The sequence below is a fragment of the Streptacidiphilus sp. MAP12-33 genome (assembly GCF_041261265.1).
In the GTDB taxonomy this organism is placed as follows: Bacteria; Actinomycetota; Actinomycetes; order Streptomycetales; family Streptomycetaceae; genus Streptacidiphilus.
The window spans coordinates 76,870-97,923 of record NZ_JBGCCA010000030.1 but is presented as its reverse complement, the minus strand read 5'-3'; the positions used below and the strand labels follow the sequence as shown (position 1 = coordinate 97,923).

The window sequence follows — 21,054 nt, the reverse complement described above, 5'->3', positions numbered from 1 at the left end:
GCGCTCTTCGTTTCTCGGTCAAGCGGTTCCCCGGTCCGGCTTGGGCTGATCCGTACGATATGGCAATGCGCATCCTCACCAGCAGCACCGTGCGTGTCTGGACCGGCTGGACGGTAGGGCGGGTCCTGCTGGTGATAGTGGCGCTGGGGGTGCTGCGGGTGCCGCACACCGACGTGGCCAGCGACGTGAAGGTCATCTACCAGGGCTGGGCCGAGGTGCTGCGCACCGGCACCTTCCCGATGGACGACGTCACCTGGCAGTACCCGCCGTTGGCCGGGTTCGTGATGCTGGTGCCGCTGTGGCTTCCCGGATCGTATTTCGCCGGCTTCCTCGCCCTGGTCGCGCTGTGCGACGCGGCCACCCTGCACCTGCTGGTGCGGGCGGGCGGTGGCGCGCGGAGCGGCGCGTGGTTGTGGGTGGCGGCGGTGCCCCTGATCGGACCGACCGTCTACTGCCGCTTCGACCTGGTGGTCACGACGGTCGCGGTCGCGGCGACGCTGGCCCTGGCCGCCCGGCCACGGCTGGCGGGGGTGCTCGCCGGGCTCGGCGCCATGCTGAAGGTCTGGCCGGTGCTGGTGCTGGTCGGTGCCGCGCCGCGAGGCCGGATCGCGGGCCGGGCCTGGGCGGCGTGCGCGGTGACCTGCGCCGCGGTCTGCTTCCTCGTGGCGGTGTCGACCCACGGCGGCTTCTCGTTCCTGGGCTTCCAGGGCGCGCGCGGCATCGAGGTGGAGTCCGTCGGGGCACTGCCGTTCTATGCGGGCTCGATGACGGGTCTCTGGCACGGCCGGGTGGCGATGCACTACGGATCCCTGGAGTTCCTGGGCCGTCACGTGCACGCGACGAGCGTGGCCATGGTCGCGCTGAGCCTGCTCGCCTTCGGCCTGCTGACGCTGTGGCGGCTGCGCAACCGGGTGTGGACCTCTGCCACGGCCGCGGACGCGGCGCTCACGGCGGTGCTGCTGTTCACCGTCACCAGCAGGGTGATCAGCCCGCAGTACCTGGTGTGGCTGCTCGGCTCGGCGGCCGTCTGCCTGACCGTGCCCGGCACCCGGATGCGGCCGGTGGCGTGGCTGCTGGCCGTCGCCGCGCCGCTGACCTTCCTGGAGTTCCCGCTGTACTTCGGCGAGCTGGTGAAGCGCTCGCTGCTGGGGACCTCGCTGATCTCGGCGCGCGACCTGCTGCTGGTCGCGGCCGCGCTGGTGGCCTGCGTGCGGCTGTGGCGGGCCGAGGACGGGCCGGCGGCGGACGACGGCGGGCCGCTCACCGCGGTGTCGACGGCGCCTTCGGAGCGGGGGCCGACAGAGCTGCCCGTACGTCCTGCCGCCACTGTGCGGTGAACTCGGCGGTGCCGACGCCGAGCGTGCCGCGCAGCGCCCGGTCGAGCACCGCGTCCCGGCTGAGCGTCCCGGCACGGCCCCCGGCGGCGACGGCCGCGTAGAGGGCGACGAGCTTCGCCTGCCCGTACCGGTCGACGACCGTACGGCAGGCGAACCAGGCCTTCTGGTAGGCCTGCTGCAACGCCGTGCCGGGCGCGCCACCGTCGAAGTCGCTGTCCCTGGGCAGGGCCGCCAGCAGGCGGGCCGCGCCGGAACCGGCGGCGGCCAGCGCGGCGGCGAGCTCCGGGGTGGTCTGCGCCGGGTTGCGGCCGGTGCCGAGATAGCCGGTCCAGTCGGCGACCCCCTCGGACAGCCAGCGCGGCGTCCACGCCTCGGTGTCGACGCGCGTGGCGACGTGGGTGGTCTCGTGGGTGATCACGACGCGGCGGCCGAGCGCGCTCAGGCTGTCCCAGGCGTCGGGGTTGACGGTGATCCGGTCGGTGCGGCGCCCGTCGGCGGCGCCGAGCTCGCCGGTGCAGACGGCGGCGATGCCCGCGAACGCGGCGGGCTCGGCGCCGAGCAGCGTGCCGAACTGGTCGGCGGTCTGCGGCGCGACCAGCACGGTGCGCTGTCCCCACCCGCGGCCCCAGACGGTGCTGACGGCCGGCACGGCCTGGTCGGCCTCGGCGCCGAGCGCGGCGAGGCTCGCCTGGTCGCGCAGGCCGAGCACCAGGCTGTAGCGGCCGCGCACCACCCGCACCGGACCGAGGTCCCACAGCAGCACGTCGCCGCCGTCGTGGTCGGAGTCGGCGGCGAGCCGCCAGGCACCGTCGGTGCCGCGGACGAAGGTGAGGTACTGGGTGGCCGTCATCGGCTGCTCGTCGAACCCGGTCAGCCGGTAGTCGAGCTCGACGGCCACGGGGGCCCGCTCCCCCGCGCCCGACGCGTCGCCCAGGGCGGGCGGCAGGGGGTAGGCGTCGAGGGAGAGCACCCGGTAGGTCCACTGCGAGAGCGGCACCTGAGCGAGGTTGGCGACCAGCTCGTGCTGCCGCCGCACCAGGTCGGCGGACGCGCCCGGGGCAAGGGTCGCGGCCAGCGCGCGGGCGTCGCGGGCCAGGACGGCGGCCGCGCGGGCCTCCAGCGCCCGCCGCACGCCGTCCTCGCGCGCCTGGGTGGCCTCGCGCTCGTCGTCGACCGCGTCGGCCCAGGCCTGCCACGCGGTGGTGCCGCCGATCCCGGCGACCGCGACGCCGGCGCCGTAGAGCAGGACGCGTCTGCGACTGAGGCCGCCGGTGTCGTCGGTGCCGCCGGTTATCGGGCCGCGGGCCATCAGGGGCGCACCACCATGGCGACGGGCATGTCGTTGACGCTCTCGTAGCGGACCCTGGCGCCCGGGTACGGAGCGTGGATGATCATGCCGTGTCCTGCGTACATGCCCACATGGTGCATGTCTCGGTAATACACCACGATGTCCCCCGGACGGGCCTGCGACAGCGGGACGCGCCGCCCGGCGAAGGCCTGTTCCTGGGACGTGCGCGGCAGCGCCACCCCACCGTGGCGCCAGGCCCAGTACATCAGACCCGAGCAGTCGAAGGCCCCCGGACCTGTCGCCCCGTACACGTACGGCTGCCCGAGCGCGGCCCGCGCCGCCGCCAGCGCGGCCGCGGCCCGGGAGTCCGCCGGGCCCTCGCCGGCCGCCAGCGGCACGTCCGCCGCCTGGGCGGCGGCCTGGGCCGCGTCGTCCTCCTGCTGCTGGAGCACGTCGCGCTGCTGCGCCGTCAGGCTGCCGAGCAGCGCCTGCGCGTGGCCGAGGCGGCGTTGCACGTCGGCCTTGTCGGTGGTGATCGACCGGCGCAGCCGCTCGATCTGGTCCAGTTGCGCGCCGACGGTGGCGCGGTCGCGCCGCTCCCGGTCCTCGTCCGCGCGCAGTTGCGCCAGCCGGGAGGCGAGGTCGGCGTCGACCTGCCCGAGGTCGGCGGCCCGGTCGAGGTAGTCGGCGGGGTGCGCGCTGAGCAGCAGCTGCACCACCGGGTCGATGGTGCCGCCCTGCTCGTACTCGGCCTGTGCCATCGCGCCGAGCTGGGCCGCGACGTTGTTGACGTGCTGCTGTTCCTCGGCGAGCTGCTGTTCCAGCAGGGCGGCCCGCCGCTGCAGCACGGCCTGCTGCTCCTGCGCGCCGGCGGCGCGCTGACCCGCCGTCTCGGCCTGCGCGTAGAGGGCGTCGACCTGCTGCCGCACCTCGTCCGGGCTGCCGGCCCCGGCCCCTCCGGACGGTCCGGGCTGCGCCTGCGCACCGCTCTGGGCCGTCAGGACGGCCGCGGTCGCCGCCGCCACGGTGACCGCGGCACGGGAGAGCACGGAGGGGCCGAGACGTCTGCCTCGTCGATGGGATGCCACGAGCGCAGACGCTAGCGATTGGGACAGAACCAGTCCAAGCTCCACAGAGCTGAAAAATCCCCACGAAAACCGCTCACATGAACCAATCCGCAGGTCGTCCCGGAGAAGGCACGGCTTCGGCGCGGGCTGCGGACCCCGACACACGTCGCGCGAATGCACCCAGGGGAGTGAACGACGATGCCCGCCGTCGGTCACCGACGGCGGGCACGCGTGCAGCTGCGGATCAGATGTGACGCATCGCGTAGATGCTGCCGATCCAGTCCATGCGCTCGTACTTGACGACCGTGCCGGTGTGCGGCGCGTGCAGGACCATGCCGTTGCCGGCGTAGATCCCGACGTGGGTGTCGCCGTTGAAGAAGATCAGGTCACCCACCTGCAGGTCGGCCGTCGAGTTCACCGCGGTGCCGTCGTTGATCTGGTCGTAGGTGGTGCGGCCCAGCGAGACGCCGGCCTGGGCGTAGGCCCACTGGGTCAGACCCGAGCAGTCGAAGGAGTCCGGACCGGTCGCGCCCCAGACGTAGGGCAGGCCCAGGCGGGTCTGCGCGGCCGCGAAGGCCGCGGCCTCGACCGAGTCGCCGGCCTTGCTGCTGCCGGTGCCACCGGTCAGCGGGGGGCGGCTGGTGCCGCGGCTCGCGGCACCGCCGGAGGTTCCGCCGCCGACGACGGCGCTGCGCTGGGCCGCGGTCATCGAGTCGAGCAGCGCCTGGGTCTGCTGGACCTTCTTCTGCGCCTCGGCCTTCTGCGCGGACAGCTGCTTGGTGGTGGTGTCCATCTGCTGGAGCGTCTGCTCCGCCTGGGACTTCTCACCCGCGAGCTTCTGCTCCTGGCTGCGGAGCTGGTCCAGGATGGAGGCCTGGTTCGACGTCAGCTGACCGAGCGAGGCGGCCTTGGTCAGGTAGTCGTCGGGGGTGGCCGAGAGCAGCAGCTGGACGGTCGGGTCGACCTGGCCGGTCGCGTACTGCTGGTTGGCGATCTCGCCGAGCTGGTCCAGCCGCGAGTTGACGTCGGCCTGGCCGCGCGCGATCTGGTCCTGGAGCTGGCTGACCTTGGCCTGCTGCTGCTTCAGGTTCTCCTGCGACTGGTCGTACTTCTGGACCGCCTGGTCGGCTTCGGTGTTCAGCTGCTGGAGCTGGGAGCGCAGCTGGTCCGTGGTCGGCTTGGGCGCGGCCTGGGCGCTCTGCGCGGACACCGCGACGGCGGTGGCGGCGGCGGCCGTGAGGACCGACATGCGCGTGCGGCCGGGAGACTTGGGACGGCGATGGGACGCCACGAAGGCGATCTCCTTCTTCCTACGTCCGCCTACCGGGTGAGCTGACGGGTTCGGGCCAGGAAGTCAGCCCTACGACGCCTCACTCGGCCCGGAGTCGCACCGGCCCGCCCCTGGCGTCGATTCACCCCGGAAGGAACCATTGGTTCCCCGGCTCCGACTCGACGGTCGCCCCCTGCGGACCGCGTCGCCGAACTCGACGGTGACCACCGCTGCCACCCTGGATGGGTGAACGACCGTACGGCGGTTCGAGGAGTGACCCTAGTAACCCAACCGTGATCGGTTCAAATCCTTGTCAGAAAAAACTCGTGTCACTTTCGACGCAGTGTCAGTGGATCAACGCTGTGTAGTCGGAATCTGACCAGGAGCCGACGACATGCCGGAGAAATCGGTCATTCCATCGCTCTCCGCACGGATGCTGTGAGAGTCTTCACAGACCGTCGGAGCGTCGGGCGCGGGTCAGATCCGACGGATCGCCACAACCCCGCCGAAGTAGGACATCGGCTGCACCGAGACGTCGTAGCCGTACTCGGGGGCGTTGAGCAGCATGCCGTTGCCGGCGTAGAGGCCGACGTGGCCGCCGTTCTCCATCACGATGATGTCGCCGACCTGCGCGTCGGCCATGCTCGGCACCATGGTGCCGACGTTCTCGTCGGAGTAGGAGGAGTGCGGCAGCGAGACGCCCGCCTGGGCGTAGGCCCACATCACCAGGCCCGAGCAGTCGAAGCCGGCCGGGGTCGACCCGCCCCAGAGGTAGGGCGCGTGGCCTATCTGGCTCTCCGCGGCCAGCATCGCGGTGCGGGCCGTCGCGGATATGCCCGTGAGGTCGATGTGGCCGGTGTAGCCGCTGCTGGAGACCGAGCCGTAGCCACCGCCACCGCCTCCCCCGCCGACGGTCGTGCGCTGGGCCGGGGTGAGCGCGTCCAGCACCGACTGGGCCTGCTTGAGCTTGGCCAGGGCCTCGCTCTTGGCCGAGCTCATCTTCGCGAGCAGCTGCTGCTCCTGCGCGAGTTCGGCGGCGGCCTCGGCCTTCTCGGACTGGAGGGTCTTCTCCTGCGCCACCAGCGCCTGGAGCTGCGCGGTCTGGTTGCTGGTGAGCTCGTCCTGCGAGGCCGCCTTCTGCAGGAAGGCGTCGGGCGAGCTGGAGAGCATCAGCTGCACGGTCGGGTCGACGCTGCCGTCGGCGTACTGCGCGTTGGCGATCTGGCCGAGGTTGTCCAGGCCGGTGTTGACCTGGGCCTGCTGGCGGGCGATCTCGTCCTGAAGGATCGCCACACGCCGCTGCAGGGCCTCCTGCTGGGTGTGCGCCTCGTTCCACTGCTCGGTCTTGGCCGCGGCGTCCGTACGGTCCGCGTCGACCTGCGCCTTGGCGTCCTTGGTGGAGATCGCCGGAGCGGCCTGGGCGGCGGTCTGCGCCGAAAGCGCCACCAGGGTCGCGGCCGCGGCCGTCATCACGGACACACGGGCACGGCTGACCTCGCGAGGCCGGCGGTGAGAAGCCACGTCGGATGCAGTCCCTTCGCACACTTGAACGCCCGCAGAGACGAATGGGAACGCGAGTGCGGACGTTGAGCGACGAGAATAGTGAGCCGCGGGACCACTTGTCTCCCCCGGAGGGGAATCCGGTCCGCTCTCTTAACAAACCCTCAAGATCCCCGGGGTTTGCGGGAGCGCCGCGGCAGGGCCGCAGGAGCGGATCAGGTGCGGATCAGCCGGCGCAGCAGCATCGTCGAGGGGACCGGACGCGCGCCGGACGCCCTGACCCCGTCGGCGACCTCGCGGTCCGTGGAGACCACGACCACCGGCCGGCCCTCCGGCTCCGCCCGCACCAGACGGCGGATCAGCTCGTCCGCGGTCTCGCCGGTCCGGCTGAACAGCACCCGCACGCCGCGCGGCGGCGGCGCCATCGGGATCGGCCCGTCCAGGTCCTTGCCGTCGAAGACGCAGGTGATCTCCGCGCCCGTCTGCACGGCCACCAGGCCCAGCCCGCGCGTCAGCTGCTGGCGCTGGCGGTCCAGGGGCATGCCGGGCCAGCCGGTCTTGGTGACGTTGTAGCCGTCCACCAGCAGGTGGACCTGCGGCAGTTCGAGCAACTGGTCGAGCAGCGCCGGGTCGTCGCCCTCCAGCGCGCGCCGGGCCACGTCGTGCGGCGAGGCGGCCACCGGGACCACCGCCTCGACGGTGTCGGCGGGACGGCCGCTCAGCGGCGCCAGGCCCAGCTCCCGCTGGAGTCCCTGGGCGCCTTGCACCACCGTGTCCAGCAGCAGCCGCAGCCGCATCTCCTCGGTGGACCTGCCCTCGCGGGCCGCCCGGCGGGACGCCTCCAGGGCGGTCTCCAGCTCCGCCACCCGGTGCTTGAGCCGGCGCACCTCGCTGTCCTGCGCGCCGCGCTCGGTCGCGCCGGTGGCGCGCTGCGCCTCCAGCTCGCCGACGGCCTTGCGGGTGGCCGCCTCGGCGCGCTTGGTGTCGGCGGAGAGCGAGCGCAGCTGCCGGCGCAGGCTGTCGCCCTCCTTCTTCAGCGCGTCCAGCTCGGCCTTGGCCCGCTCGGCCTCAGTGCGGGTCGCGGCGCGCACCGAGGCGAGCTCCTCCTGCAGCTTCTCCGCCAGCCGCGCCGACTCGGCGGCCGCGCCCTCGTGCTCGGCGCGCTCGACCTCGTCCCCGGCCTCGCCCACGACCCTGGTCCAGCCGGGGGTGCGCAGCAGATACGCGGCGGCGGCCACGTCCTGCGGGTCGGCGGCGGCCGGAGCGGTCCCGCTCTCCAACGCGGCCACCAGATCGGGCTGTCCCTGCCGGACCCGTTCCGCTATCCGCGCCCGGAAGGCCGGTTCGGTCTCCAGGGCGGCGGCGATGGCCGTGGCGCCACGCTTGACCCGGGCCTCGCGGGTGAACTTGACGTAGGGGCGCAGCCGGGCGGGCAGCTCGGCCGCGGTGAACGCGCCGAGGGCGTCGGCCGCGATGCCGACCACGCGCTTGCGCACGCCCTCGGGCAGCGGCCGCTCCAGCGCCTCGGCGCTGTCGCCGTCCAGGGCGCCGTCGACACCGTCATCCGGCGTCGGCGCCTGGTCTCGCTGCTCCACGTCTTCCGCTCCGATCCGCCGTGCTCCCCAGGTCCCCGTCACCTGGAGAGCCATTGTCCCCGCTGCCGCCCCCCACCGTTGCCTCCGCCACGATCACAGGTCCACCGTCGCGCTCAGGCGCGCTTGGCCTGCTCCGCCGCCTCGGCGGCCGCACCCGGACGGTCGACCAGCTCGATCTGGTCCACGGCGTTGCACCAGCGGCAGCGCACCGACTCGACCGTCTCGCTCAGCACCTCGCGCTCCTCGACGTTCGGCTCCCCCGCCAGGTCCAGGTGCACGAACTCGACGACCCGGGAGGACCGGGTGACGTCGAAACGGGTCAGGTTGCCGCACAGGGTGCAGCGCCACCTGGTCGCCTCGGTGGGAAGCGGAACGGACATGGCGAGATCCTCTCGTCGTTTGTCTTACCCGGAAACCCTATGGCCTCAGGGCCGGGCGCGGGCACGGTCCCCCACACGCTCCAGTAGGTGGGTGTCAGATTCGTCCCGAGAAGGAATGCTTTGGCCATGGTCACCCTCGCGGCCCAGGAGCCCACTGCCCGCCTGCCCCGTCCCGTTCCCTACCTGCCGCTGGTGACCGGCTCGCTCATCGCGCTGTGCGTGGCCGTCTTCCTGGTCGGGCCGGTCTCGGGCCTGGACCCCCTCTACGGCACCGGCTCCGCCGAGGCCTGCGCGCAGACGCTCTACTACCACCGCTGGGGCGCCATCCCCGCCGAGCTGCTCCACAACGCGGTCCTGCCCGCCCGGCTCGCCCACCTGCACCACTGCGCGGCGGGCGGCGGCCTGCCGAAGATCCCGGCGCTGTCGGTGCTGACCGCCATGTTCGTCCACGGCGGCTGGCTGCACCTGGCCGGCAACATGGTCTTCCTCTTCGTCTTCGGCGCGATGGTGGAACGCCGGATCGGCCCGCAGGCCTTCCTGCTCTTCTACGTCGCCCTCGGCTACCTGGCGACGTACGGGTACGCGCTGTTCGAGTCCGGCAGCCCCGCCGCGACGCAGACACTGGTCGGCGCCTCGGGGGCGATCGCCGGGGTGCTGGGCGCCTACCTGTGCCTGTACCCGAAGGCGCGGATCACCAGCCTGATCCCGCTGCTGCTCTTCCTGCCGCTGCGCTTCCCGGCCTGGCTGGTCCTCGGCTTCTGGTTCGCGGTGCAGTGGCTCTCCATCCGCGCGACCGACCCCGCGACGCCGGGTGTCGCCTACGCCGCGCACCTGATCGGCTTCGCCGGCGGGTTCGCCTTCGCCTGGCTGCTGTGGCGCGGTGGTGCCCGCCGGATCGCGGGCCTCCTCGGCCGGGTCACGGGTCGGACGCGGCACTAGCATGTGAGGCGCAGGCCCTCGCGCGACAGGAGACCCCGTGATCACCGCCATCGTCCTCGTCAAGTCCAGCGTCGACCAGATCCCCGAGATCGCCGAGCAGATCGCGGCGCTGGAGAGCGTGACCGAGGTCTACTCCGTCACCGGCGGCTGGGACCTGATCGCCATCGTGCGCGTGCGCGCCCACGAGGAGCTCGCCGACGTGATCCCCGGTCAGGTCAACAAGGTGCCCGGGGTGGAGCACACCGAGACGCACGTCGCGTTCCGCACCTACTCCACCCACGACCTCGACGCGGCCTTCGCCATCGGGCTGGACGACTGAGCCTCTCCGGGACCTACCGGCGGGTGTCCGGCACGCAACGGCCGCCCTCGGTCCGGTAAGCCCAGGCGGAACCGTTGCCGACCAGCTCCCGCACCGCGGCGACGAAACGGTCCACGTGCTCCTCGGGCGTGCCGGCACCGAAGCTGACGCGGATCGCGTTCAGGCTCCGCTCCCCCGGCAGCGACGGCTCCGGCGCGCCGCACTCGCTCGGCGCGGCCTCCTCGCCGCCCAGCAGCGTGCGGACCAGCGGGTGCGCACAGAACAGGCCGTCGCGCACGCCGATGCCGTACTCGGCCGAGAGTGCGGCGGCGAAGTGCGAGCTGTTCCAGCCCTGCACCACGAACGAGAGCACGCCCACCCGCGGGTGGTCCTCGCCGAACAGCGTCAGCACCCGCACCTCGGGCACCTGGGCGAGACCCGCCCGCAGCCGCTCGATCAGCTGCTGCTCCCTCGCGTGCAGCGCGTCCAGCCCGGCCTCGGTCAGCGCCCGGCAGGCCGAGGCGATCGCGTAGGCGCCGATGACGTTCGGCGAGCCGGCCTCGTGGCGCGCGGGGCCCTGGTGCCACTCGACGGCCACCGAGCCGTCCGCCTGCCGCGCGACGGTCCGGCTCGCGCCGCCACCGGCGAGGTACGGCTCGGCCTCGTCCAGCCAGTCGGAACGCCCTGCCAGCACGCCCGCGCCGAACGGCGCGTAGAGCTTGTGGCCGGAGAAGGCCACCCAGTCCACGTCCAGCTCCCGCACGGAGACCTTGTGGTGGGGCGCGAGCTGGGCCGCGTCCAGGACGATCCGGGCGCCGTGCGCGTGGGCGACGGCGGCGAGCTCGGCCACCGGCCAGATCTCCCCCGTCACGTTGGACGCGCCCGTCACGCACACCAGCTTCGGGCCCTGCCCGGCCGTCTCCAGCGCGGCGTCCAGCGCGGCGACGGCCTCCCGCGGCGAGCGCGGCGCCCGCAGGTAGGCGACCTCCAGGCCGCGGCCCGGCCAGGGCAGCAGCGACGCGTGGTGCTCGGTCTCGAAGGCGAAGACGCGGGTGCCGGTGGGCAGCGCGCCGGCCAGCAGGTTCAGCGAGTCGGTGGTCGCACGGGTGAAGACGACCTGGTCGTCCTCGCGCAGGTCCAGGAACTCGGCGACGGCGGCGCGGCTCTGCTCGAACAGGTCGGTGGACAGCTGGGAGAGGTAACCCGCGCCACGGTGCACGCTGCCGTAGTACGGCGCGTAGGCGGCGACGTCGTCCCAGACCCGCTGGAGCGCGGGCGCGCTGGCGGCGTAGTCGAGGGCGGCGTAGCTGACCTTCTCGCCGGAGACGAGCGGGACCTCGACGTCACGGCCGAGAACGGCGAGAGGCTCACAAACCGAGACATTACGGGCGGCGACAGACATGGCGGTACCTCCGGAAGCAGTGCGTGGGTATGGCGAAACAGCCCCGCCTGGAAGGGGGCATGGATGTCCTACGGAGATGTGGAGGCCCGGACGGCCTCTACCGCATTCGCTTCTGCACGGGAGAACTCCTCGAAGGACACGCGCTTGCCTGCGGCACCTCACCGCAGGCCTGGTCGTCACCCGGAGGCACCCCACCACGGTCGGAGGGTTGCCGGACAGCGAGCCGGGGCTTCAGCGGCGAACGCCGCGTGCTGTCACTCGTGACCTGATCAGGAGTATGCCAGAGGGTCACTCCGTGGGCGAAGAGCGTCCCGGGATGTGAGAAAGCCGTGCCAGCTCCGCCTGCACCGAGGCCGCCCGCTCCGGGCCGAACTCGACGTAGAGCCCGTCCGCCTCCGCACGGCAGCGGTCCACCTCGGCGGACCGGCCCTCCACCGCGTGGGCGCGAGCGGCCGTCTCCAGCACCAGCGCCAGCAGCTCCTTGGCGCGGCTCTGCCGCAGCACCGGCTCCGCCGCCTCGCAGGCCCGCAGCGCGTCCACGGTCCGGCCGGCCACCAGGTGGATCTCGGCGAGGCTCTGCAGGGTCTTGCCCTCCCCGGCCACGTCACCCAGCTCCCGCTTGATCCGCAGCGACTCCTCCAGGTGGCCGACCGCCTCCGCGGAGCGCCCGCCGACATGGCAGGCCACCCCGAGGTTGTTCAGCACGACCGCGACCTTGGCCGCCTCCCCGGAGCGCCGGAAGGCCGCGAGCACGGTCGCAAGGCTCGCGATCGCCCGGTCGTGGTCGCCCATCTTGCTGTACGCACAGGCCAGGTCCACGGTGCAGGCCAGCGCGCCGGGCTCGTCCCCGAGCCGGGCGCGGATCACCCGGCTGCGTTCGAACTGCTCGGCCGCCGCCTCGGGGCGGTCCGTCGCCAGCCGCACGATGCCGAGGGTCTTGCGCACCGTCGCCTGCGCCGCCTCGTCGCCCAGGTCGGTGACGGCCCGGACGACGGTCTCGCAGAGCGTCTCCCACTCCGGCGCGTACTCGCCCCGGGTGTAGACGTCCGCCCAGAACGCCCACACCAGCCGGGGCGCCAGCTCCAGCAGGTGACGCTCCGTCGCCAGCGAGGCCACCGCGCAGGCGTGCACCACCGCCATCAGGTTGCGGCTCTCCGCGTCGAACCAGGAGTGGGCCTCGGCCGGGTCGCCGAAGGTCAGCCAGGACGCCGCGTGCGGCCGCCCGGCCTCCCCCCAGAAGGCGTCGTCGGCCGCGGGCGCCCGGGAGGGCAGCACCCGCCCGGCGGCGGCGTCCGCGGTGTAGAGGTACCAGTGGGCGAGCCGGGCGAACGCCTCACGGCGTTCCTGCTCCCGCGCGGCGGCCAGCTCCTCGGCGTAGACCCGGACCAGGTCGTGCATCCGGTAGCGCGCCGGACCGGCGGGCTCGACCAGATGGGCGGCGAGCAGCGTCCACAGCGCCTCCTCGGCCCGCGCCCGGTCCTCACCGGCGAGCGCGAGCGCGGCCGGGAGGCTGACGGTCGGTCCGGGCACGGCGCCCAGCTGCCGCAGCAGCCGCGCCGAGTCCTGCGGCAGCGCTGAGTAGCCGACGGCCAGGGTGGTGCGCACCGCCCGGTCCTCGACCTGGAGTTCGTCCAGCCGTCGGCCCTCGTCCAGCAGGCGCTCGGCGAGCATCGCCACGGTCCAGCCCGGGCGGCAGGCCAGCCGGCTGCCCGCCACCCGGATCGCCAGGGGCAGCCCGGCGCAGACCGCCAGCACGGCGTCGACGGCTTCCCGCTCGGCGGCGACCGCCTCCTTGCCGACGATCCGGACGAACAGCTCGAAGGCCTCCTCAGCGTCCAGGACGTCGACCGCGAGCCGGATCGCGCCGTCGAGGCCCGGCAGGGTGCTGCGACTGGTGATCAGCACCGCGCAGCCGCCGGACCCCGGCAGCAGCGGCCGCAGCTGTGCGGCGTCGCGCACGTTGTCGAGCAGCACGAGCACGCGGCGTTCGGCCAGGACGCTGCGGTAGAGCACCGCGCGCTCCTCCGCGTCGGCCGGGATCTCGCCGTCGGGCACGCCGAGCCCGCGCAGGAACCGCGCCAGCACGTCGTGCGGGTCCGCCGGGGCTCCGCCGACCCCGCGCAGGTCGGCCTGGAGCTGGCCGTCCGGATAGCGGGCCAGCACACGGTGCGCCACATGCACGGCCAGCGCGGTCTTGCCCACCCCACCGGCGCCGTCCAGCGCCGACAGCACCAGCGGCGCACCGGGCCCGACGGCCCCGGACAGCAGCGTGACCAGCCGGGCGACGAGTTCCTCCCGGCCGGTGAAGTCGGTCAGGTCCGCCTGGAGCTGACGCGGCACCACGCCGCGGCCGGCCGCCGGCAGCGGCGCCGGGGCCGGCGCCGGCGCCGGCGCCGGCGCCGGGGCCGGGGCCGGGGCACCGCTGAGCGGCGAGGAACCGGCCAGGGCCGAACCGGGCAGGGCCGAACCGGGCAGGGCCAGCCCCGGGTCGGCGTCGAGGATGCGCGCGTGCAGACGGCACAGGGGTGGGGTCGGCTCCACCCCGAGCTCCTCGGCCAGCACCGCGCGCAACCGCCGGAAGACGGCCAGCGCCTCGCTCTGCCGCCCGCTGCGGTAGAGCGCCAGCATCGCCGCCGCGGCGATCTCCTCGTCGAGCGGGTACTCGCGCAGCAGGACGGTGAGCTCGTCGGTCAGCTCGCGGTGCCGTCCCAGGGCGAGCTCGGCGTCGACGCACTCCTTGCGGACGGTCAGCCGCAGGTCGTTCAGCCGCGCCGCCTCGAACTCCAGGGCCCGCCCGGGCATCCCGGCCAGGGCCGGCCCGCGCCAGCGCGCAAGCGCCCGCCGCAGCAGCACCACCCGCTCCTCGGGATCCCCGGCCGACCGCGCCCGCCGCCGGTCCTCCTCGAAGGCCAGCAGGTCCAGCCGGCCGGCCTCCAGTCGCAGGACGTAACCGCCCCGGACGGTGCCGAGCAGACCGTCGGGCGCACCCGCCAGGGTGAGCTCGCGGCGCAGCCGGGAGACGAGATCCTGCACCTGCCGCACCGCGGTGGAGGGGGCGTCCGCGTCCCAGACCGCCTCCACGAGGGAGTCCATCGGCACCATCGCGGCACCGCCCAGCAACAGGGCCGCGAGCAGCTTCTCCTGCCGGGCGCCGCCCAGCGGCAGCTCCTGGCCGCCGATCTCGGCCCGCAGTGGTCCCAGCACCCCGAACTGCATCTTTCCCCCCGGACGTGCGCTTCTCGCGGAGAAACCTAGGCGCCCGAACGATCTCTGTCCAGTACCCGACAAGGACGGCGTGAGGACCCGGCGAGGACGGTCCTTCCTAGCGTTGCGGCAGCCGATCCACCTGGTGAAAGGAACACACCATGAAGCTGACCCGTCTCTCCGGGGCCGTGGCCGCCACCGCGCTCGCAGGGCTCGCCACCGCGGGCGGCCTCGCGACCGCCACCACCGCCAACGCGGCGACGTCGTCGAACATCTGCCGCTCGGGGTCCGTCCCCAACGACGGCGAGTCCGTGCTGCCCTGCATCTACGGCAACGGGGCCAAGAGCATCTACGGTCTCGCCGTGATCAGCGGCACGAACCACACCTCCGTCAACCTGTGCGTCGACATCATCAACGCCGCCACGGGCGCGGTCGTGTCGGGCACCCCCACCTGCACCTACGTGTCGGACGCCGCCAACGGCGGGTCGGTCAGCACCAGCTGGGTCGCCCCCGGCTACGGCACCTACGTCTCGCACGCGTGGTTCACCAGCCCCACCTACTACGACGGGGGCGAGAGCGGCCGCCTGTCCATCACCGTGGGCTGCCCGCCGGCCTGCTGACCGATCCCGTCACACACCACCCGGGCCTGTACGGGGTTCAGGCCTGGGTGGTCGCCTTGGCCCACTCGGCGAGCTTGCGCTCGGCCGCACCGGAGTCGATCGCCTCGGCCGTCCGCTCCATCGCGGACGCCATCTGGTCCACGAACGGCGCGTCGGAACCGCCCTGCTCCAGGGCGACCAGCGCCGACGCGCTGTTCAGGACGACCGCGTCCCGCACCGGCCCGCGCTCGCCGGCCAGGACCCGGCGGGCGACCTCCGCGTTGTACGCGGCGTCCGCGCCGCGCAGCGCCTCGACCGGGGCGAGGGCGACACCGACCTCGCGCGGGTCGAAGGTGAACGGCTCGACCTCGCCGCCGCGCACCCGCCAGACCGTCGAGGTGGTGGTGACCGTCAGCTCGTCCAGGCCGTCGTCGCCGCGGAAGACCAGCGAGGAGTTGCCGCGCTTCGCCAGCACGCCGGCGATCAGGCCGGCCATGCGCGGGTCGAAGCAGCCGACCGCGTTCGCGCCCACCCGCGCGGGATTGGTCAGCGGGCCCAGCAGGTTGAAGAAGGTGGGGATCCGCAGATCCCCGCGCGCGGTGGCCGCGTGCCGCATCGAGGGGTGGAAGACGGGCGCCGGACAGTAGGTGATGCCGACCTCCGCGCCGACCTCGGCGACCCGGCGCGGCGTCAGCGAGAGATTGACGCCGAGCTTCTCCAGCACGTCCGTCGCGCCGCTGGCGCTCGAGGCGGCCCGGTTGCCGTGCTTGGCGACCCGCGCGCCCGCACCCGCCGCGACGATCGCGGACATGGTGGAGATGTTGACCGTCTTGGCGCGGTCACCGCCCGTCCCGACGATGTCGACCGCCGGACCCGGCACCTCGATCACCGTCGCGTGCGCGTACATCGTCTCGACCAGGCCGGAGATCTCCTCGACCGTCTCGCCCTTGGCGCGCATCGCGACCATGAAGCCGGCCACCTGGGCCGGCGTCGCCTCACCGGAGAAGATCTGGTCCATCGCCCAGGCGGTGTCCGCCGCGCTCAGGTCCTCGCCCGCCAGCAGCGGCATCAGGACGTCGGGCCAGGTGCGCACCCGCGCGGGGTCGTCGCCACCGAACGCAGGATTGGTGTGCACCATGACTTCTCGCCTCTCGAAGGCCGGGGTGGATCAGCTAGGACGGCCCCAGCCTATCGAGACGGACACCTCACGAGACCACTGATCTCAGGCTGCAAGACCCGCGCGTCCGCGCAGCAGCGCCGTCGCCGCGCCGGCCAGCGCGACCGGGTCGACGGGGGCCGGGACCGCCGCGTCGGCGTGGCTCCACGTGGCGAGCCAGGAGTCCTGGGGGCGGCCGATCAGCACCAGCACCGGCGGGCACTGGTAGATCTCCTCCTTCAGCTGGCGGGTCAGGCCCATGCCGCCCAGCGGCACCGCCTCGCCGTCCAGCACCAGCAGGTCCACCTTGCGGGAGCCCTTCTGGTACTCGTCCATCGCCCGCACCACGGCCGGGGCCGTCGCGCACTCCAGGTAGACGAGCTCCGGCAGCTCCGCGTCGGGCCGCTTGCCGAGGGCGAGGCGGACCTGCTCCCTGGTGTTGCGGTCGTCGCTGTAGACAAGGATGTTCAGTGCCATCGCTCGTACTCTCCCCGCTGGGATTGTGACCCGGACCACTGCGCGGTGCTCGGTTCGGATGCTACTCGCGTCCCGCGCGCCACAACACCGGGTGAACGACGATCTCTGGTAGGAAGGTCCGGACAGCCCCACGTGCTTCACCACTTCGAGCGACACCCCGTCGTCCGGTGGTCTGGCACGCCCGCTGCGACCTGCCAGGACGGGGCGTCGGAGGGTACGTCATACCTCAGACACACCGAGGAAGACCCCCCGGCGTTAGTGCGGAATAAGGGACCGACATAATGTCGGTCGTGGCGACAGCAACTGCAGTAGAAACCGGGCACGCGCACGGTTCGGTCAACCGGCCGAACCTCACCAGTGTCGGAACCATCGTCTGGCTGAGTTCCGAGCTGATGTTCTTCGCGGCCCTCTTCGCGATGTACTTCACGCTCCGTTCAGTGACGGGTACCGCCTTCTGGCACTCGCAGAACGACGCGCTGAACGTTCCCTTCTCCTCCGTGAACACCACGATCCTGGTGCTCTCCTCGTTCACCTGCCAGATGGGTGTCTTCGCCGCCGAGCGCGGCGACGTGAAGAAGCTCCGGGCCTGGTTCGTCCTGACCTTCATCATGGGCGCGATGTTCATCGGCGGTCAGATCTACGAGTACACCGAGCTGGTGAAGAAGGACGGCCTGTCGCTGTCCTCCAGCCCCTACGGCTCGGTGTTCTACCTCACCACCGGCTTCCACGGGATGCATGTGACGGGTGGTCTGATCGCGTTCCTGCTGGTCCTCGGCCGTACCTACGCGGCCAAGCGGTTCACTCACGAGCAGGCGACCGCGGCGATCGTCGTGTCCTACTACTGGCACTTCGTCGACGTGGTCTGGATCGGCCTCTTCGCGACCATCTATCTGATCAAGTAGCAGGGTCGGACCGTCAGGCGCGGTCTAACCGGACTCCAGACGCTCCAGATCCTCACACCGGGGTTTATTCCGTGAAAAAGCTCTCCGCACGACGGCGCCACCCGCTGGCAGCGCTCGTCGTCCTTATCTTCGCCCTGGCGGCCGTGGGCTCGCTGTACGCGGCGCTCGCGCCGACCAGCAGCGCCTCCGCCGACGCCAGCCAGTCCCTCCAGGTCGAGGAGGGCAAGCGGCTCTACCAGGTCGGCTGTGCCAGCTGCCACGGGCTGAACGGCGAGGGCACCTCGATCGGCCCGTCCCTGGTGGGCGTCGGCGGCGCCGCTGTCGACTTCCAGGTCGGTACCGGCCGCATGCCCGCGCAGCAGCCGGGCGCGCAGATCCCGAGCAAGAAGGTCATCTACGACCAGGGGCAGATCGACCAGCTGGCCGCCTTCGTCGCCACCCTCGGCGCCGGTCCGGCCCAGCCGCTCGCGGGCCAGTACAGCGGTGGTGACGTCGCCCGTGGTGGCGAGCTGTTCCGTACCAACTGCGCCCAGTGCCACAACTTCGGCGGTGCCGGTGGCGCGCTGAGCGAGGGCAAGTACGCCCCGAGCCTCGCGGGTGTCAGTGCCAAGCACATCTACGAGGCCATGCTGACCGGCCCGCAGAACATGCCGTCCTTCCCGAACTCCACCATGCCGGAGCAGGACAAGAAGGACATCGTCGCGTACGTCACCCACACGACGAACAGCGACACCAACCCGAGCTACGGCGGGATGACCCTGGGCTCCATCGGTCCGGTCTCCGAGGGTCTCTTCGGGTGGATCTTCGCGCTGGGCGCCCTGATCGGCACGGCCATCTGGATCGCCGCTCGCACCCCCAAGGCCAAGAAGTCATGACGAGCCAGGACAACATGTCTGAAGAACACCTGCCGGAGGCCGCACACGGCCACGGGGGCGGAGCAGTCGTCGGTAAGGACGGATACTTCGCCGACCCGGGCCTGCCGCCCCACGAGCACCGCCGTACCGACATCGACGAGAAGGCCGCCCGCCGTGCGGAGCGCCAGGTCGCGATGTGGTTCCTGCTGTCGATGGTGGCGACCGTCGCCTTCATCGCCAGCTATGTCATCTTCAAGCCGGGGCCGACGCACCACGTCTACATCTGGCCGATCGGCAACGTCGCTCCGCTGAACTTCTCGCTCGGCGTCACGCTGGGCGTCTCGCTGTTCGCGATCGGCGCGGGGGCGGTCCACTGGGCCCGCACCCTGATGTCGGACGAGGAGCACGTCGCCGAGCGTCACCCGATCGAGTCGACCCCCGAGGTCCGCGAGCAGGTCTTCGCGGACTTCCGTCAGGGCGCCAAGGAGTCGGGCTTCGGCCGTCGCAAGCTGATCCGCAACACGATGATCGGCGCCATGGCGATGGTCCCGCTCTCCGCGGTCGTGCTCTTCCGCGACCTCGGCCCGCTGCCGGAGAAGAAGCTGGACACGACCGGCTGGAAGGCCGGCATGCTCCTGAAGAACATGAACACCGGTGAGCCGATCATGGCCTCCGACGTGCAGGTCGGTTCGCTGACCTTCGCGATGCCGGCCGACCTCTCCGAGGACGACGACGACTTCCAGGAGCGCATCGCCAAGGACGCGCTCATGCTGGTCCGTCTTCAGCCGGGTGACATCAAGGACAAGAAGTCCGCCGACTGGGGCTACCAGGGCGTGCTCGCCTTCTCCAAGATCTGCACCCACGTCGGTTGCCCGATCTCCCTGTACGAGCAGCAGACGCACCACGTCCTGTGCCCGTGCCACCAGTCGACGTTCGACCTGTCCGACGGCGCCCGCGTCATCTTCGGCCCGGCCGGACACGCGCTGCCGCAGCTGCAGATCGGCGTCGACGGCACCGGCAACCTCGAGGCCCTCAACGGCTTCACCGTTCCCGTCGGCCCCGGCTTCTGGGAGCGCAGCGAATGAGCACTCACATCAGCGACGCCACCTCCGGCGCGCACGAGCAGATCGGCCACAGCGAGGCCGGTGTCGAGCAGAAGCACCTGGGCGAGAAGTCGGCCGACTGGGTCGACGGCCGCCTGGGTGTCTACAACCTGGCCAAGGCCAACCTCCGGAAGATCTTTCCGGACCACTGGTCCTTCATGCTGGGCGAGATCTGCCTCTACAGCTTCATCATCATCATCCTGACCGGCGTCTACCTGACGCTGTTCTTCCAGCCCAGCATGGGCGAGGTCGTCTACCACGGTAGCTACGTCCCGCTGCAGGGCATCAAGATGTCCGAGGCCTACAAGTCGGCCATCGACATCAGCTTCGACGTGCGCGGCGGTCTGCTGATCCGTCAGATCCACCACTGGGCGGCGATCGTCTTCGTCGCGGCCATGCTGGTGCACATGATGCGCGTCTTCTTCACCGGCGCGTTCCGCAAGCCGCGTGAGATCAACTGGCTGTTCGGCTTCCTGCTGCTCTTCCTGGGCATGTTCGACGGCTTCATGGGCTACTCCCTCCCGGACGACCTGCTGTCCGGTACGGGTATCCGCTTCATGGAGGGCGCGATCCTGTCGATGCCGCTGGTCGGCTCGTACGTCGCGATGTTCCTGTACGGGGGTCAGTTCCCGGGCAACGACATCATCCCGCGCTTCTTCACGATCCACGTGCTGCTGATCCCGGGCATCATGCTGGGCCTGCTGGTGGCCCACCTGATCCTGGTCTTCTACCACAAGCACACCCAGTTCGCGGGCCCCGGCCGCACCGAGAAGAACGTCGTCGGCATGCCGCTGATGCCGGTCTACATGGCCAAGGCCGGTGGCTTCTTCTTCCTGGTGTTCGGTGTCATCGCGTTCGTCTCGGCGATCGCCTCGGTCAACCCGATCTGGGCGTACGGTCCGTACCGCCCCGACCAGGTGTCCACCGACGCCCAGCCGGACTGGTACATGGGCTTCTCCGAGGGCCTGATCCGCATCATGCCGGGCTGGGAGATCCGCGCCTGGGGTCACACCCTGGAGCTGGGTGTCTTCATCCCGCTGGTGATCTTCGGTCTGATGTTCATCGTCATCGCGATCTACCCCTTCCTGGAGGGCTGGATCACCGGTGACAAGCGTGAGCACCACATCCTGGACCGTCCGCGCAACGCCCCGGTCCGTACCGGTCTCGGTGTCGCGTGGATCGCGGAGTACATCATCCTGCTCGTGGGTGGTGGCAACGACCTGTTCGCCACGCACCTGCACCTGTCGATCAACGCGATCACCTGGGCCTGCCGGATCCTGTTCTTCGTCGGCCCGGTCATCGCCTTCATGGTGACCAAGCGCTGGTGCATGGGTCTGCAGCGCCGCGACAAGGACAAGATCCTGCACGGTCGCGAGACCGGCACGATCAAGCGCCTGCCGCACGGCGAGTTCGTCGAGGTCCACGCTCAGCTCCCGCAGGAGGAGCTGTTCCGCCTCACCGCGCACGAGCAGAACGCGCCCGCCGAGCTGCCCGCCGAGGTGGACGAGAACGGCGTCAAGCGCAAGGTCAGCGCCGCCGCCAAGCTCCGCGCGAAGCTCTCGGCCGGGTACTTCGGCCCCGAGAGCCAGATCGCGAAGCCGACCGGTGAGGAGCACGCCGAGATCACCTCGGGCCACGGCCACCACTGAGGCAGCCGTACTGCAGTAACGCCGCCGCCACAGC

The 21,054-nt window shown here is 71.9% G+C and carries 18 protein-coding genes and 2 riboswitches; of the genes, 8 read left to right on the top strand and 10 right to left on the bottom strand.

The annotated features are described in order from the left end of the window. The first annotated feature begins 65 nt into the window (after positions 1-65). Positions 66-1,337, top strand: a complete 1,272-nt coding sequence (locus tag ABH931_RS27115) for a glycosyltransferase 87 family protein (RefSeq protein WP_370118464.1) — start codon at positions 66-68, stop codon at positions 1,335-1,337. Here ABH931_RS27115 and ABH931_RS27110 read toward each other — a convergent pair. From ABH931_RS27110 to ABH931_RS27085, 6 genes are all read right to left on the bottom strand, one after another. Continuing rightward, positions 1,261-2,646 (bottom strand): hypothetical protein, encoded by a 1,386-nt coding sequence (locus ABH931_RS27110; protein ID WP_370118461.1) that lies wholly within the window; start codon positions 2,644-2,646, stop codon positions 1,261-1,263. The genes ABH931_RS27115 and ABH931_RS27110 overlap by 77 nt on opposite strands. Next, positions 2,646-3,713 (bottom strand): NlpC/P60 family protein, encoded by a 1,068-nt coding sequence (locus tag ABH931_RS27105; protein ID WP_370118458.1) that lies wholly within the window; start codon positions 3,711-3,713, stop codon positions 2,646-2,648. Before ABH931_RS27105 ends, ABH931_RS27110 begins: the two co-directional genes overlap by 1 nt. A gap of 223 nt (positions 3,714-3,936) precedes the next feature. Then, a complete protein-coding gene (locus tag ABH931_RS27100) occupies positions 3,937-4,983 on the bottom strand; it encodes an NlpC/P60 family protein (RefSeq protein WP_370118455.1) in 1,047 nt (348 codons plus the stop codon). 10 nt (positions 4,984-4,993) lie between these two features. Continuing rightward, a riboswitch (cyclic di-AMP (ydaO/yuaA leader) is annotated at positions 4,994-5,157 on the bottom strand. 282 nt (positions 5,158-5,439) lie between these two features. Beyond that, positions 5,440-6,432, bottom strand: coding sequence for an NlpC/P60 family protein (locus ABH931_RS27095; RefSeq protein ID WP_370118538.1), 993 nt, complete (start codon positions 6,430-6,432; stop codon positions 5,440-5,442). A 245-nt stretch (positions 6,433-6,677) separates the two neighbouring features. Further along, the gene (locus tag ABH931_RS27090) at positions 6,678-8,057 is read right to left on the bottom strand and encodes an NYN domain-containing protein (RefSeq protein ID WP_370118452.1); all 1,380 of its coding nucleotides are present in this window, start codon (positions 8,055-8,057) and stop codon (positions 6,678-6,680) included. Positions 8,058-8,170: 113 nt separating this feature from the next. Continuing rightward, a complete protein-coding gene (locus tag ABH931_RS27085) occupies positions 8,171-8,437 on the bottom strand; it encodes a hypothetical protein (protein WP_370118449.1) in 267 nt (88 codons plus the stop codon). 126 nt (positions 8,438-8,563) lie between these two features. On the opposite strand from ABH931_RS27085, the gene ABH931_RS27080 reads away from it, so the two are divergent. Together ABH931_RS27080 and ABH931_RS27075 are read left to right on the top strand one after the other, a co-directional pair. After that, positions 8,564-9,376 (top strand): rhomboid family intramembrane serine protease, encoded by an 813-nt coding sequence (locus ABH931_RS27080; RefSeq protein WP_370118446.1) that lies wholly within the window; start codon positions 8,564-8,566, stop codon positions 9,374-9,376. Positions 9,377-9,413: 37 nt separating this feature from the next. Next, positions 9,414-9,695: an Lrp/AsnC family transcriptional regulator gene (locus ABH931_RS27075; RefSeq protein WP_370118443.1), complete on the top strand. Its 282-nt coding sequence runs from the start codon at positions 9,414-9,416 to the stop codon at positions 9,693-9,695. Positions 9,696-9,708: 13 nt separating this feature from the next. Here the strand turns inward: ABH931_RS27075 and ABH931_RS27070 are convergent, their stop codons facing one another. Together ABH931_RS27070 and ABH931_RS27065 are read right to left on the bottom strand one after the other, a co-directional pair. After that, positions 9,709-11,076: an aminotransferase class V-fold PLP-dependent enzyme gene (locus ABH931_RS27070; RefSeq protein WP_370118441.1), complete on the bottom strand. Its 1,368-nt coding sequence runs from the start codon at positions 11,074-11,076 to the stop codon at positions 9,709-9,711. Between the two features lie 135 nt (positions 11,077-11,211). Further along, a riboswitch (SAM riboswitch) is annotated at positions 11,212-11,342 on the bottom strand. A 22-nt stretch (positions 11,343-11,364) separates the two neighbouring features. Next, the gene (locus tag ABH931_RS27065) at positions 11,365-14,280 is read right to left on the bottom strand and encodes a BTAD domain-containing putative transcriptional regulator (RefSeq protein ID WP_370118438.1); all 2,916 of its coding nucleotides are present in this window, start codon (positions 14,278-14,280) and stop codon (positions 11,365-11,367) included. 161 nt (positions 14,281-14,441) lie between these two features. On the opposite strand from ABH931_RS27065, the gene ABH931_RS27060 reads away from it, so the two are divergent. Further along, positions 14,442-14,900, top strand: a complete 459-nt coding sequence (locus ABH931_RS27060; RefSeq protein ID WP_370118435.1) for a hypothetical protein — start codon at positions 14,442-14,444, stop codon at positions 14,898-14,900. Positions 14,901-14,937: 37 nt separating this feature from the next. Here the strand turns inward: ABH931_RS27060 and trpD are convergent, their stop codons facing one another. Continuing rightward, positions 14,938-16,017 (bottom strand): anthranilate phosphoribosyltransferase, encoded by a 1,080-nt coding sequence (trpD, locus tag ABH931_RS27055; RefSeq protein ID WP_370118432.1) that lies wholly within the window; start codon positions 16,015-16,017, stop codon positions 14,938-14,940. 84 nt (positions 16,018-16,101) lie between these two features. After that, entirely contained in the window at positions 16,102-16,512 is a 411-nt protein-coding gene (locus tag ABH931_RS27050; protein ID WP_370118429.1) for a hypothetical protein, read from the bottom strand. Between the two features lie 281 nt (positions 16,513-16,793). Here ABH931_RS27050 and ABH931_RS27045 point away from each other — a divergent pair, with 281 nt between their 5' ends. From ABH931_RS27045 to ABH931_RS27030, 4 genes are all read left to right on the top strand, one after another. Then, complete coding sequence (locus tag ABH931_RS27045; protein WP_370118426.1) at positions 16,794-17,414, top strand: heme-copper oxidase subunit III; 621 nt, start codon at positions 16,794-16,796, stop codon at positions 17,412-17,414. Between the two features lie 71 nt (positions 17,415-17,485). After that, entirely contained in the window at positions 17,486-18,289 is an 804-nt protein-coding gene (locus ABH931_RS27040; protein ID WP_370118423.1) for a c-type cytochrome, read from the top strand. After that, positions 18,286-19,353: a Rieske 2Fe-2S domain-containing protein gene (locus ABH931_RS27035; protein WP_370118420.1), complete on the top strand. Its 1,068-nt coding sequence runs from the start codon at positions 18,286-18,288 to the stop codon at positions 19,351-19,353. The genes ABH931_RS27040 and ABH931_RS27035 overlap by 4 nt, the downstream gene beginning before the upstream one ends. Then, positions 19,350-21,020 (top strand): cytochrome bc complex cytochrome b subunit, encoded by a 1,671-nt coding sequence (locus tag ABH931_RS27030; protein WP_370118418.1) that lies wholly within the window; start codon positions 19,350-19,352, stop codon positions 21,018-21,020. Before ABH931_RS27035 ends, ABH931_RS27030 begins: the two co-directional genes overlap by 4 nt. The last annotated feature ends 34 nt before the right edge of the window (positions 21,021-21,054 follow it).

Bases quoted from the DNA above. Each gene is read 5' to 3' on its own strand.
- trpD (WP_370118432.1), bottom strand. From the start codon at position 16,017: ATGGTGCACACCAATCCTGCGTTCGGTGGCGACGACCCCGCGCGGGTG.
- ABH931_RS27080 (WP_370118446.1), top strand. From the start codon at position 8,564: ATGGTCACCCTCGCGGCCCAGGAGCCCACTGCCCGCCTGCCCCGTCCC.
- ABH931_RS27045 (WP_370118426.1), top strand. From the start codon at position 16,794: ATGTCGGTCGTGGCGACAGCAACTGCAGTAGAAACCGGGCACGCGCAC.
- ABH931_RS27060 (WP_370118435.1), top strand. From the start codon at position 14,442: ATGAAGCTGACCCGTCTCTCCGGGGCCGTGGCCGCCACCGCGCTCGCA.
- ABH931_RS27095 (WP_370118538.1), bottom strand. From the start codon at position 6,432: ATGACGGCCGCGGCCGCGACCCTGGTGGCGCTTTCGGCGCAGACCGCC.
- ABH931_RS27070 (WP_370118441.1), bottom strand. From the start codon at position 11,076: ATGTCTGTCGCCGCCCGTAATGTCTCGGTTTGTGAGCCTCTCGCCGTT.
- ABH931_RS27030 (WP_370118418.1), top strand. From the start codon at position 19,350: ATGAGCACTCACATCAGCGACGCCACCTCCGGCGCGCACGAGCAGATC.
- ABH931_RS27110 (WP_370118461.1), bottom strand. From the start codon at position 2,646: ATGGCCCGCGGCCCGATAACCGGCGGCACCGACGACACCGGCGGCCTC.
- ABH931_RS27050 (WP_370118429.1), bottom strand. From the start codon at position 16,512: ATGGCACTGAACATCCTTGTCTACAGCGACGACCGCAACACCAGGGAG.
- ABH931_RS27085 (WP_370118449.1), bottom strand. From the start codon at position 8,437: ATGTCCGTTCCGCTTCCCACCGAGGCGACCAGGTGGCGCTGCACCCTG.
- ABH931_RS27115 (WP_370118464.1), top strand. From the start codon at position 66: ATGCGCATCCTCACCAGCAGCACCGTGCGTGTCTGGACCGGCTGGACG.
- ABH931_RS27035 (WP_370118420.1), top strand. From the start codon at position 18,286: ATGACGAGCCAGGACAACATGTCTGAAGAACACCTGCCGGAGGCCGCA.